The sequence below is a fragment of the Actinomycetota bacterium genome, assembly GCA_030776625.1.
Taxonomy (GTDB): domain Bacteria; phylum Actinomycetota; class CADDZG01; order CADDZG01; family WHSQ01; genus MB1-2.
Map to the genome: position 1 here is coordinate 118,950 of JALYHL010000008.1, position 12,352 is coordinate 131,301.

The 12,352-nt window shown below is 63.7% G+C and carries 14 protein-coding genes; 8 read left to right on the plus strand and 6 right to left on the minus strand.

Translation table 11 applies throughout. The features are described from left to right. Window positions 1-501: a CBS domain-containing protein gene (locus M3N53_12975; protein MDP9069241.1), complete on the plus strand. Its 501-nt coding sequence runs from the start codon at window positions 1-3 to the stop codon at window positions 499-501. Here M3N53_12975 and M3N53_12980 read toward each other — a convergent pair. Further along, window positions 498-902: a hypothetical protein gene (locus tag M3N53_12980; GenBank protein MDP9069242.1), complete on the minus strand. Its 405-nt coding sequence runs from the start codon at window positions 900-902 to the stop codon at window positions 498-500. The genes M3N53_12975 and M3N53_12980 overlap by 4 nt on opposite strands. A gap of 323 nt (window positions 903-1,225) precedes the next feature. Then, the gene (locus M3N53_12985; protein MDP9069243.1) at window positions 1,226-1,489 is read right to left on the minus strand and encodes a helix-turn-helix domain-containing protein; all 264 of its coding nucleotides are present in this window, start codon (window positions 1,487-1,489) and stop codon (window positions 1,226-1,228) included. 574 nt (window positions 1,490-2,063) lie between these two features. Between M3N53_12985 and M3N53_12990 the strand changes: the two genes are divergently transcribed. Then, the gene (locus tag M3N53_12990; GenBank protein ID MDP9069244.1) at window positions 2,064-2,915 is read left to right on the plus strand and encodes a hypothetical protein; all 852 of its coding nucleotides are present in this window, start codon (window positions 2,064-2,066) and stop codon (window positions 2,913-2,915) included. An 854-nt stretch (window positions 2,916-3,769) separates the two neighbouring features. Here the strand turns inward: M3N53_12990 and M3N53_12995 are convergent. Then, a complete protein-coding gene (locus M3N53_12995; GenBank protein ID MDP9069245.1) occupies window positions 3,770-4,378 on the minus strand; it encodes a hypothetical protein in 609 nt (202 codons plus the stop codon). A 36-nt stretch (window positions 4,379-4,414) separates the two neighbouring features. Next, complete coding sequence (locus tag M3N53_13000) at window positions 4,415-4,747, minus strand: hypothetical protein (GenBank protein MDP9069246.1); 333 nt, start codon at window positions 4,745-4,747, stop codon at window positions 4,415-4,417. Between the two features lie 243 nt (window positions 4,748-4,990). Between M3N53_13000 and M3N53_13005 the strand changes: the two genes are divergently transcribed. After that, a complete protein-coding gene (locus M3N53_13005; protein ID MDP9069247.1) occupies window positions 4,991-5,314 on the plus strand; it encodes a hypothetical protein in 324 nt (107 codons plus the stop codon). 14 nt (window positions 5,315-5,328) lie between these two features. Then, entirely contained in the window at window positions 5,329-5,757 is a 429-nt protein-coding gene (locus M3N53_13010; protein ID MDP9069248.1) for a hypothetical protein, read from the plus strand. A 22-nt stretch (window positions 5,758-5,779) separates the two neighbouring features. Here the strand turns inward: M3N53_13010 and M3N53_13015 are convergent, their stop codons facing one another. Further along, window positions 5,780-7,156 (minus strand): protein kinase, encoded by a 1,377-nt coding sequence (locus M3N53_13015; GenBank protein ID MDP9069249.1) that lies wholly within the window; start codon window positions 7,154-7,156, stop codon window positions 5,780-5,782. 49 nt (window positions 7,157-7,205) lie between these two features. Here M3N53_13015 and M3N53_13020 point away from each other — a divergent pair, with 49 nt between their 5' ends. The 4 genes from M3N53_13020 (at window position 7,206) to M3N53_13035 (ending at window position 10,054) form a co-directional block, all read left to right on the plus strand. Next, window positions 7,206-8,627: a recombinase family protein gene (locus tag M3N53_13020; GenBank protein ID MDP9069250.1), complete on the plus strand. Its 1,422-nt coding sequence runs from the start codon at window positions 7,206-7,208 to the stop codon at window positions 8,625-8,627. 42 nt (window positions 8,628-8,669) lie between these two features. Then, window positions 8,670-8,906: a hypothetical protein gene (locus M3N53_13025; protein ID MDP9069251.1), complete on the plus strand. Its 237-nt coding sequence runs from the start codon at window positions 8,670-8,672 to the stop codon at window positions 8,904-8,906. Window positions 8,907-9,067: 161 nt separating this feature from the next. Beyond that, on the plus strand, window positions 9,068-9,352 hold the full coding sequence (locus tag M3N53_13030) for a helix-turn-helix domain-containing protein (GenBank protein ID MDP9069252.1): 285 nt from the start codon (window positions 9,068-9,070) through the stop codon (window positions 9,350-9,352). A gap of 339 nt (window positions 9,353-9,691) precedes the next feature. Then, entirely contained in the window at window positions 9,692-10,054 is a 363-nt protein-coding gene (locus tag M3N53_13035) for a hypothetical protein (GenBank protein ID MDP9069253.1), read from the plus strand. A 203-nt stretch (window positions 10,055-10,257) separates the two neighbouring features. On the opposite strand, the gene M3N53_13040 is transcribed toward M3N53_13035, so the two are convergent. Continuing rightward, window positions 10,258-10,977: a hypothetical protein gene (locus M3N53_13040; protein MDP9069254.1), complete on the minus strand. Its 720-nt coding sequence runs from the start codon at window positions 10,975-10,977 to the stop codon at window positions 10,258-10,260. Window positions 10,978-12,352 lie beyond the last annotated feature (1,375 nt).

Here is a 12,352-nt window from a genome sequence, read left to right on the forward strand (position 1 = left end):
ATGAGCCCGCGAGCCGCGTGCCGGCTCGAGAGCCTTCGCTTCAGCGCCGTCTATGACTATGCCGCCGGGAAGACCGATTGGACCGGCAGTGGGTTCCCTACCGAGGGCAGTCACGCGGACATACCCCGCCCCGGCCATCTAGCGCGCCCGACCCCTACGTGTCGGCTCAGCGACACAGTTGCAACAGCGCGGGAGCGCGCTCGGGACGCCGGCGTCTGCATAGTTATCAGCGATGACGGGATCGTCTTAGGTCGCCTGCGTGGCAGGGCATTCGAGCAGGATGGTGCCTCGAGTGTCGTCGACGTGATGGAGCCCGGACCGACCACGGTCCGCTATGACGAATTCCTCCCGAATCTGGTCGAGCGGATGCGCAAGGGCGGCGTGGGCTCAATCGTCGTCACCAAGCCATCGGGCGCGCTCGTTGGAGTTATGCAGCGGAGTGATGCAGAAGAGTTCCTTGCTGAACTACATCAGGATCATCACGACCACGATGGAAGTTAGGTCTCGGGTTTTGCGGCCGAACGGGCAGCGGCGACGATAGCTCCGACGGGGACTCGATCTTCTGGGCCGCGCTCGGGATGGGCGAAGACCACCTGGCCGTCGCGACGGACGACGAAGTCTCCGCCGAGCTGTCTACGGTCCTGCCGTCTTCGCAGCTTCGGCAACTCCCTCTGTAGAGCGAAGCGTGCATACGGGCGCAGTACATCAGGGTGCAGGTAGGTCCGCAGGACGCCGGCGCGGCCTAGACCGAGCGCGATATAGCCAGCGCGGGACTCATCTCTCAAGAAGGTGAAAGGACTAGACAGTCGCTGCTTCATGTCATCGAGCGCCTCTAGCTCGTCGAAGCCGATGACAAGGACGCCGATGCCACGAGACTCGAGCTCGTCCGCATGGCCGGCCATCTTCACGAGATGGCGTTCACACAGTAGTCAGCCGACGTATCTCAAGAAGGTGAGGATCGCTAGCCCTTGCGGCATCTGGCTGATCCGGACTGTGCCGCCGCCGACCTTGTCGAACTGGATCGCGGTGATGTCATCGGAAGCCATGGTCACCAGGATGACAGCATCTTCAGCGTTCCCTGTTGATCCTGACTGGCATGAACGAAGTGCTAATCCGTAGGTCCATGCACGCGTTGCCGTGGAAACAAGAGGGCCTCGTTGGAGCACGTGTAGTGAGCGACCCAGGCCCGATTGCGGCTCATATAGATGCGCAGGCGGAGTGGTTCCTAGCGACGAATCGGGCCCACACCAGACACTAGGTCCTCCCGCTCCCGCAGCCACGCGAGCACGTCGCTCTTCCAGTACCTGACCCGGCGCCCGACCTTGTGGCCCTTGGGGCCCGTTCGCTGGTAGCGCCAGTAGTAGACGGTGTTGGGCGAGACCTCGAGAAGCTTCGCCACGTCTTGAAGCGTAAGCAGCTGGTCGTCCTTGCTCACGAGGTGTGGTCCTTGCACCGTGAGGTTCGTGAGATCTCGCTTCGCCGTAGCCATCAAGCCACCTCCTAGGTCCAGTCGCCGGTCGGCGAAGGACCGCGAGCAGGGCCTTAGGACCAGCCAGCAAGGGGAGCGGCAGCTCTCTCGCAGAGACGCGAGTACCGGAGCTTTAGCGAGGAACGGAGCGCCCTTGCGGGCGGGGCGGGCTCTGCTATGTGAAAGAGGCCGGCGGCTGGTGGAGGTGGCGGTGAGGCGATGCGTCACGGACCTGCGTGGCGCCTCAGGTGCGGAGAATGGTGAGGTGAAGTACAGACCGATGCTGCTGACCAGCGGCCCCCTGCGCCCAGATAACGATCGGTACGCGTTTATCCGACGCTCGTTCGGTACTCGTTCCTCGGCTGCGACCTCGGTCGGCGAAGAAGAGGGCCCTTGAGCTTCAACGAGTGGGCGGGCGGCATGCCTGGGCGCTGATGCTGCTGACGTCTGTTCTTGCTGCCGTTCTGTTGACCGTTTTCCTGGTTTACGCGCTTGATGAGAGCTTTTCCGAAGTCATCGCCTTCGTAGGACCGTTCACACTGGCGATGGTCGCGGTTCAGTCCGGTGTTCTTCTCTGGCGTGCGAGGCGATCTAGTTGAGGTTCAAGCCGATGCTCGTCTCGTCTGGTCCTTTGAAGCCGGACTCCGATAGATACAGCTATGAGGTGAAGTGGGACGGGTTCCGCGCCCTGATCGAAGCAGCTCCGAGCGGGATCACGATCTGGAGCCGCAACGGCCACGACATGAGCTCTCGCTATCCTGAGCTCCAAGGACTCAAGGCCGTCCTCACGACCTCGGTGGTCCTCGATGGGGAGATCGTTTGTCTCGACGACAAGGGCAATCCCGACTTCGCCGGGCTCTGGTTCCGCAGTCGCGGGTCGAGCACTCCTGCGGTCTGCTTCATGGCCTTCGACATTCTCGAGGTCGGAGGAAAGGAGCTGATCGACGACCCATACCGCGAGCGTCGACGCATTCTGGAGAAGCTCAACCTGAGTGGGCCCCATTGGTGCACCCCGGAGACGCACGTCGGAGAAGGAGCGGCTCACTTCGCCGCCACCAAGGAGATGGGCCTCGAGGGCGTGGTCGCGAAGCGTCTCGACTCTCGTTACCGTCCGGGTCTTCGATCGAGGTCATGGACCAAGACCAAGCACTTCCAGACGCGCAACTTCGCGCTGCTCGGTTGGCTACCTCCCGAAGAGTGGAGACAGGATCGGGGCTGTGTCGTTCTCGGACTTCGTTCGGAAGGGGGGATCGCGGTAGCCGGGGTCGTCGAGTCGGGCTACGGACGCGATCTGGTTGAGCAACTTCCTGTTCTCACCCGACGTGAACTTCGGTCGTTGCAGCAACCAGGTCGGATCTGGGAAGGCAACGACCCTCTAGTTGGTGCTGTGAAGTACCTGGAGTGGAGCCCCGCCAGCGGCCTCCGTCACGCAACCCTGATCTCCTAGCGCTGGGATGCCTCGTGTTCAGCTCGTGGACGTCGGGGCTCGCGTTCCACGGGTCGCCCTCGGCCGGTTGGCTGCAGCATCCGAAGGTATAGGTCAGCGTCGGCCACCGATGTTGGGAGCTGCCGACCGACGCATCCCGACCTACTCGTCCAGGATCTTGGCTATCAGAACGAGGAGGATGATCAAGTAGCCGACTTCGTTCATGAAACTCTCCTTATATGGGACGCAACAGCGTCCGGCTCTACGGAAAGTGTCGGCTCGGTGGACCCGCCACCAAGGTCCGACGAGGACATCGCGTCCCCTGAAGTTGTCGGCTCGGTGGGCCCGCCACCAAGGTCCGACGAGGACATCGCGTCCTCTGAAGTTGTCGGCTCGGTGGGCCCGCCACCAAGGTCCCGACGAGGACATCGCGTCCTCTCACGAAACGATAAGCGAGCGACCGGAATCGGCCCGGATTTCTAAACAGCTCGGTCAGACGTAATGAGGCAAGGGTCGGAGAAGCTTCTTGTCAGCGTCAGGAACGAGGCGGAGTCGGCTTAATCCAGACCGCCCAGGTGTCGTCCGATGGCGTGGTTGGCACGAGTGTCTCGTGGAAGCGAAAGGCTTCAGAAGCGCGCGCTGCCCAGAGCTCCAGATGCACGACCACATTCTCGGTGGGCCGCTCTGAGGTACCTAGAGGCAAGCCACTAAGGCCGCTTGCCACCATGTTCGTGCTACCTGGAGCCCGATACGCGACCTGACCGGGCAGGGCCTGAACTTGATGGGTATCTCCGAACGGCATGTGAAAGGCGAACCGCTCGAGGGGAGCGGTGATCTGAAGTTCAGCACAGATGACTTCCCCTCGACAGCGACTTTCAGGAATCACCAACGCGGTTGAAGGGTCTGCCTCGACGAAGAGATCCGCGTGGAAGAATCCAATGGACTTCGTGTTGAGACTTGGTCGCGGTGAGAACAGCATTGAGGAGAAATGCTTTCGGTAGTTCGATCCGCTGAACGAAGAGAGAGGCCAGCTCCTGTTTGGTGGCGCTTCGTGTCCCGGTCCCCTCCCGCCAGGGGACCTCTCGATCGGTTCCCCGAGTTTGGGGCTTGAAGATGTACGGCTTGTTGCCCACTTTGAATTCGAGAACCATCACAGGCAGGGTGCCGGGTGACTGAACGACCCGCTCCGAGAGGGTGGGTGCTTGTCCGTCGAAGTGGGCGCGCACCTGCGCCCACCAGGTGGAAAGTTCGATGCGAGGCGCTCCTCGAACCTCACCATCCTCGCCGACCCCTATCAGCCAACGGACGAGCTTTTCCGAACTGGCGTTGGCCTGACCGGCGAGTTGGCGAGCAGCTCGTTTCGGCTCGGGCCATGTCGCCTTCAGTTCGAGGGAAGCATCCTCGATCGGCCCGTGCGCCCGCGCTCGGGAGATGACCTGAGTTGTCCAGGCAAGAAGATCGCGACTCTCGTCGATTGGGCCCATTACACAGACAGGCTAGTCGTAGGTGCTTGTGGGCGACTATTCCAGCATCCGCTCCGCCCCCACGACCATCAGGTCGACACAGCACCCGATGCAGCTCGCGAGCAGCTCGTGGTCCACGTCCCGGTCGATGTGCAAGCGGTCGCAGCGTCCACAGATCGCGGCCGCCGGCTGTAGGCAGCGGCCCTCCTTGAACGAGCGCAGCCACTTCCCCAGGTCGTCGGGTGAATGCAACAGGTGCGTCCGTCCATCGCGCACGTCTTCGATCGCCACGATGTAGTCGTCGTTCCCGACGGGGCGGACCCGCACCAGGCGCCCCAGGGCCCGATGGCTGAGATAGGTGGCGATGAGCGCCACCGCTCGCTGCTTCATGTCTCGCACCTCCGTTAGCTCGGCGGCTTCTTGGAGGTGGCGCGGGAGCACCGCCTACTAGCGGAGACGTCAAGGGAACGCGCAGCGCGGCGAGGAACGAGAGCGAAGCGGGTACCACAGCCGCCTTGACGACGGAGCGGGCGGTGCTAGACGTTCAGTACGAGAGCCGCCGAGCAGGAGTGCGTGTGAGTCCCCGCACGATGATGCGTATCGTGTAGCGCGACTGCGTCCAAGGAGGGAGAGATGGAACGAGGCTCTGTGATCAAGGCGGCCTTGTACATGAGCCTGATCTCGCTGCTGCTCATCTGGCTGCCTATCGTCGGGCCCATCGTTGCAGGCATCGTCGGCGGGAAGATCGCCCGCACGGTGGGCAAGGCGCTGGTCGCGTCGATAGTTCCCTCGGTCCTGGTGGCGGCAGCGTTGTTCGCCATCCTCAACGCGTTCGAGCTCCCGCTCATCGGAGCAGTCAGCGGCGTGGCGGTCTTCCTGTTCATCCTCGTTGGTGACATCCCGATGGCGATCGCGGCCGCTGCTGTTGCCGCCGCGACTCCCGACTCTGAGACCTAGTGGACCCTCGGTCGATGGCCGACGAACGCCTCCCGATCATCCACCGCAACCCTGAGTGGCGGATGGTGTGGGACGAGCTCGACAAGCCGCTCCAGAGGGAAGTCAGGCGCACGATCCGGCGCGGCCAAGCCATGACGGATCCCGGTCACGCGGCCGTGGCCGCGGGAGCCGCGATCCGCTGGAGGCGCGAGCTGACCATCCAAGGGGTCGTTTCGGTCATCCTCGGGGCCGCCATGGCCGTGGCGCTCTGGAGCATCAAGCCGTCGAACCCGAACTTCTTCTATTGGCTTCAGTGCTTCGTTGCCGCGACCTGGCTGCTGATCGGACCGACCGCTGGGGTGTTCTGGAGGCGCCGGGCGATTTCGGCAGAGAGAGCGAATCGAAAGGTAGTCAATCGAGGGTCGCTACCTGTCCGACGGACGACCTCAGCAGGCGCGCGATGAACTACCGAGTCGGGGGTGCGTTTTATGCCGGCCGATAGTTCTCGACGTCGGTGACGTATGCCTCGAGAGCCGTCCGCAGGTTGTCCTCGAGGCCCGCGATGAGTACGTCGAGCGTCTTCTCTATGACGGCGGGGGTGTCGACGCGCACGAAATGAGCGTCGTGCCACAACAGCTGGTTGGCGGCTGTTCCCCAGCGACGAATGACGTGCGCGGCGACGAGATGAAGATATGCAGTGTCGTAGAGCTCGGCCCCGATTCCGATGAAGAGATTTGGTAGTGCCATCCCGGTTGGTTGGACGAGGATGAGCCGGCCTCCTAGGTAGAGGATTTCGCCGTATTTTGTGAACCGGTTGATGCCGTAGGTGCGGAGCAGTAGTTCGCCATCTTTTAGTTCCCCATCGCCGAGCCCCTGCTCGTGCAGCCTCCTGGCGAGTGGTTGGAGCCGGTTCGCGATCGTGACGAGGATGTCGCTGAACCGGTGCCAGGACTCGGCTCGCTGTCGCGCTTCTCGCTCGTTGTTAGCAGTGGCGGCCTGGACCCGTGCTGCGAGGTCCTGCACGTCGGATGCAGATGATGGTGTCGGCGGCGAGACCCACGCTCGCAGCTCATCGTGGAGGTCCGCCATCGTGGGGCGTCGTTCGGGGTTGTGCCGCGTGCAGGCTTCGATCAGTTGGTCCAAGAGGGGAGCGCGAGGATGCGATACCTGCGCGCTGACGCGATGCTCATCGGTGTCGGTACGGAGTTCGCCTGGAGGCGGAGCTGGGGCACCCGAAGCAAGAACCCACATCGTCTTGGCCAAAGAGTAGACATCGGCTAGACGGGCGTCTGCCGCTGCGGGATGCGTAATCATCTCGGGCGCGATGTAATTGCGGGGGCCGAGCGCTTTAGCGTCCGTGGTGATCGGGTCCTTCCCAGGGAAGCTAACGAGTCCGAAGTCCGCGAGCAGTACCTCTCTCCCGAGAGCGAGGATGTTCTCTGGTTTGAGGTCGCGGTGGCTGATGCCATCTTCGGCAAGGTGGACCAGCGTCGCCGCAAGGTCAGTTACCACCTGGACCACGACCTCGAGGTCGGGATGTTCGCCCAGGGCTTCACGGATGGGCCTCGCCACTGGCATCGAGAACCATGCAGGGTGGTCTCGCGACGGCATGTCCGGGATAGACGCATCGAGGATAGGCAGGATCCCGCGTCTGCCGCTTTCGCGCCTGTGAAAGTCGATCTCGTCGACGAAACGCTTGAAAGGTTCTCTGTCGGTTTTGGTGATCTTCAGAATCTTGAGCGCGAGGACGTTGGCGTCGTCACGTCCCGCCTGCCACACCTCCGCGTTCGCACCGCCACCGAGGAAGCGCAACAACTTCCAGCCGTCGACGTGCTCACCCGAGGCGTACTTTCGTTCGTGCATCGCCACCAGCATCGCGCCGTCGCTTCATGCCTTTTGAAAGGAGTTCCATATGGGGGGTCTTCCCGTAGCCGGCTACTACAGGGTCAGCCTCGCGCGCGACAACATGCACGCCCCCGAGCTCTACGAAGACGAGATCGGCCGCTACTGCAGCTACAAGAAGCTCGAGCTCGCGCGCATCTACTCCGACCTCGACTACTCGGCCTTCCGCGGCGCCAAGGCACGGCCTTCACTCGAGGAGCTGGTCGAGCACCGCAACGACTACGCCTCGGTCATCGTCCCTAAGCTGTCGCGCTTCGGGCGCTCGATGAAGGAGCTGATCCGGCTCTTCGAGCTCTTCGATGCCGATCGGATCCCGCTCGTGTTCCTGGATATGAACCTCGACACGTCGACCAGCCAGGGTCGGCTGCTGCGCCACATCCTCGCCGCGTTCGCGGAGTACGAATCGGACGTGAAGGCGGACTACACGCGCGCCAACCACCGCCGCGTGCGGGCGGAGGGCAGACCATGGGGAACCGCCCCCTATGGGTTCAGACGCGGGCCCGAACCCGCTACCTGGGAGGTTGATCCGGAACGCGGTGCGGTGGTGGCGGAGATCTTCGACCGCTACGCGGCAGGATCGTCCGCGAACGCGATCGCGAGGTGGCTGAACGAAGAGCAGATCCCGAGCTCCAAGAACGTGCGCTGGAAGGGACAGGCCATCGGCAAGATGCTGGACAACCCCGCCTACGCGGCCCTCTCGCTGCTCGACCACAACCTCGTGGAGGCGCAGTGGGCGCCGATCGTCACCCGCGCCACCTGGGATGCGGTGAGAGCGCGCCGAGCAGCCGACGTCCGTCGCAGCTCGAACCTCGGCAAGACCAAGCCGCACAAGCCCTACCTCTTGTCCGGGCTCATGTGGTGCGGTCAGTGCGGGCGCAAGATGACCCACACCACGACCACCCGGGACGGCAAGGGCGTCTATCACTGCAACGGCAACGAGTGGGGGACCTGGTCGGGCTGCCTCAACGCGCGCGTGTACGGCCCGCTGGTCGAAGCCCGGGTGGCGGAGATGTTCCTGGCGCGCTGCTCGTTCACGATCGTGACCGAGATGGGGGAGCGCGCCGGCTCGCCGCGTCAGCTGTGGGAGCAGGCGACGCTCGCCGACCGCAAGCGCCTGCTCAACCTGGTCATCGCCAACGTGGTGGCTACTCCCGTCGACCACGAGGTGCCGCGCCATGAGCGGCGGACGCGCTTGACCCACGACCTGCACATCGAGTGGAAGAACGAGCTCGACGAGGGCGAGCAGATCGTGGTGGTGGGAGACGAGGCGGAGCCCCCTGCGCCGGCGCGCAGCGTCAGCCACGGCCGCTTCCAGATGTTCCGCGCCCACGAGGCGCGCACGCTGGAGGAGATGGCGACCGCAGAGGCGTGGCCGAGTCCTGTGGGTAAGAGCTGGGCGGAGTGGCAGCGGGAGCTGCTCCAGGCTCGCTAACGTTCTGGCGTCCGATCGCTGCGACGAGAGAAGATAAGGACGATGGCAAGGCGCGACGGCTTCTTCATCGAGAAGGCGATCGGCGTCGGTCTCGTCGCGGCCGTCATCGGGCTCCTGCTTACGGCTCCCGTGTTCTGTGTCAGCCAGAGCGACCGCGCCACCCGGTGCGACGGGCTGATTCCGGTGGCGAGTTCGTGGGCGGGGTCGGTCGCGGCAGCCATCGTGCTGGGGATCCTCGTGTCAGCGGGTTATTTCGTGGTGAAGCGCCCGCTCGACTAACCAGCGACGCCGCACGGCGCGTCCTGTCGCGGGCGAGATGCCGCGGGACCCATATGACACACCGCCGCGCGTCCTCGCGCGGGCGCGGCCTGAGCGCCGCCGTAGAAGGCAAACGGAGGCAAATGCTTGTAAGACACGTGCTGACGCGAGAAGATGCCGCGATGGCCAAGAAAGAAGAAGGATCTTCTCCCGCCCTCGTCCCTCGCTATCTGAAGCTCGAGGACGTGGCCGCCTACCTCTCGGTAAGCGTTCCCCAGGTCTACAGCCTGGTCCGGGCAGGCGAGCTGCCGGCGATCAAGATCGGGGGCCGCGGGGTGTGGCGGGTCGATCGCCACAAGCTCGACGCGTACCTGGAAGAGCTGGAGCAAGAGACCGCGAAGTGGGCGAAGGCCCACCCCCTGAACCCGCGGGACCGAGCGGTTCCGGATGAGGACGAGCTGGAGTAGGCGGTGGATCCGTCCGTGCGCCGGGCTCTCCTGGTTGTCCTTGGGCTCCTCGCTTTGATCGCGGTCGTGTGGATCACCAACATCTACAGAGGAACCTAGTAACGAGCGTGGAAAGAGGCGGCAGCAGAACCCCCCTGATGCCGCCATAGCCACCTCTTCGCGCAGCCCGGAGCGCTGTCAAGGGCGCAGTCCGCGTCAGCGGATCGAGGGCGGAGCGGCTCCAGCGGGCCCGGCAGACCCTTGACAGGTATAGCTCCGGGCGGGGCAACCGTGTCTCAAGGACCGGCGGCATCGCCGTCTGCCCTAGGTGCTGACCGCCTTCGGACTACTGTGGTCCACGTGGCGCAGTCGACGACAACCATCAGCAGCGGCCGCCCACCGTGGCCCGTGGTCGCGTTCATCCCGCTGGTCGCGGCATGGAACCTGATCGGTTACTTCGTCCTCAACCGGCCGCCGCAGGATCTTCTCAATGTGCTTTACGGGTTGGTCCTCCCGATCGCGATGAGCATCGGGCTGTGGCGCGGAGCAAGAGGCGCCTGGTGGGTAGCCGTTGCATCAGCCGCACTGGCGGTCGTGTTCGGAGCCGCGACCGTTTGGACCGGTGAACGAGATCTCGCGGTGGTTCAGCTTGTCGGCGGGTTGACACTGTTGCTGTTGCTGACCCACGACAGCACCCGGCGCTGGTGTGGTTTCCGAAGCTGACCACGAGTCGCCAAAGTCAAAGCCCGAGGCGCAGCAGCAGCTACTCGCTGATTCCTGGCCCTCCTCCCAGCCATTCATCATGGGTCTCCAGGCTCTCGTCCTTCGTGATGAAGAACGCACCTCCTTCGACGGCCTCGTGGCCTTCGCCCGACCAGCATGTATTCGCCGTCAGGGACGCGTCCCGTAGGTAAAAAGCCGTCTGGTCAGAAGCGGTGGAGAACCACCGACTGACCCGCCCTGATGTTCGAACCCGGGGGAGGCGTTACCCGTACTCTCGGGCCCACCACCAGCAGCAGGTTCAGCATCACCCTCCTGAGCACGTTCGCTGGCTTCAGGTCACCCAACGGCCCCGTCCGGTCACGCCAGTCTCGTTCGACGTCTCTGCCGATCTCGACCTTGAGGCCTCGCTTGTAAAGCGGCGTCGCCACGTCAGAAAGGCGCATCCCGTTGACGTTCGGCACCTTCACTCCGGTACCGGCTGCAGGTATCCGTTCGTACATCTCGAGGCATCCTTTGATGTAGCGCGGCTCCAGGCCGGCGACGAAACACTTCACTCCCTTGCAGAACCCGTCGCACTCGTAGTTGAAGCTGGGAACCGGGAAGGAGGCGGTTCCGGTGATCCGGCGCCGCTCGCCGGGCTGCAGCGGAGCGGCGTCATCGAGCGTGACCACCCCGACGGCCCGATCGATGAGATAGCAGGTCGGGGTGAGCGGTTGAGAAGAGTGGTTGATGACATCAGCGCGCACCCACACCTCTTCTTCGGGTTCGCCCGACCGGTCGCGTAGAACCTCGAACGTCTCGCGATCCACTGACACGGCGGGTGAGGGTGACGTCTGGCCCGTGGGCGCTTCAGCCTGCGAGGCGGGTGTCGAACATCCGCTCGCCAGCGCCAGCGCCAGCGCGAGGGCCGCGACTCTTCTCATGTGGGGGTAGACGAACGAGCGCTCCTCGACGCTGCACGTTTACTGCAAGGAGGTCACCTCATGGATGAGCCGCGATCCACTTCCCTGCGCGAGAGAGGTTGACTGGTCAAACGCCACCACACCGAATACCAAAGCCACCGCGACAATCAGCGCGCCGATGCGCCTTCCACCCATGTGTCCCCGCCCTTCGATGATCCGCCTCGCAGGACGGAGATCAGATGACTAGACAGAACTGCCTAGCCCGTTGAGCGCATGAAAGCACCGAAAGCGGAGTGAACCACGACAAAACACCGACAGTTCAGCGACAGAAACACCGACAAGTAGTCCGTCTTACGAGAAACCGCCCTCTGAACGTGGCGGCGTGTCATCTCTGTCCCCCTCAACGAGTCTGAATCCTTCGCCCCTCACGCGCACGAGGAAGCGGGGAGACGACGGAGGAGCCGAACCGAGCGGCTCATATCGATCAACGCCGTACCTCGGGCTGCGATCTCCTCCAGGCCGTCGTGTGGCTCCAGGGCGAGGTCGACTCGGTCCTGCTGTTCTCGTCGACTTCTCCCACAGCGATCACAGGAGCCGAAGAAACTTCCTGCACCTCTCGAAGGCAATGCGACTCAGTGGGCGACGATCGCCACTGCCCGCTGCTTCATGACTGCACCTCCTGTTGCTCGGCGGCTTTCCGAGCCGGAGGCGTGAAGCGCCGTCTTCTAGTCGACGAGGTCAACCGTCGCCGGAGGCGAGCGAGCATCCATGGACGCGCAGCGTGCGGTTGACGGAGGAGGAGACGGCGCTAGAAGGAAAGACCTAGCCGCCCGAGCGGTGGTGCGGGACCTGAGGAGCGGAGCGTCTCTTTCGCCCGCCACAGCCTTGGCATCCAGCTGCGGACCTCAGAAGCCCTCTTTAGTAGCGTCCGAGTCGACAAGGCAATGCTCCTCGGAAACCGCAGGTCCATCCCATACGCCGCAGACGAGACCCGCGCGGTGACAGTCGGTGAGACTCCTTGAGTCGCCGCCCGTTGTTTCACTGTCGCTAGCTCTCCTGACCTGACTGTTCTTGTTACTGCTCCGATGCGCGTCTTCGATACCTGGATCGTCCCATCAGAGTGCTGGCCGGCGCGGGCGTTAAGCCCGCGCAACCGACTCCTGAGTTTGCCTCCGCAGCGACTCCTTCACCTGGCTGCGGTAGGCATGTCTGCTGGTCCTAGGCCTGAAGGATCGGACGTGTCTCCATCTTGAGAGTTGCCGCTAGCGTGGCTGCCAGTCGGGAGTTACGAGCCAATAGCCGTTGTAGAGGAGGAGACGGCGCGAGCTTCCATCCGCCTTGATCGCGAACAGGGCCAACGTGTTTCGATACACGTCCACCACGACGATCTCCGAGC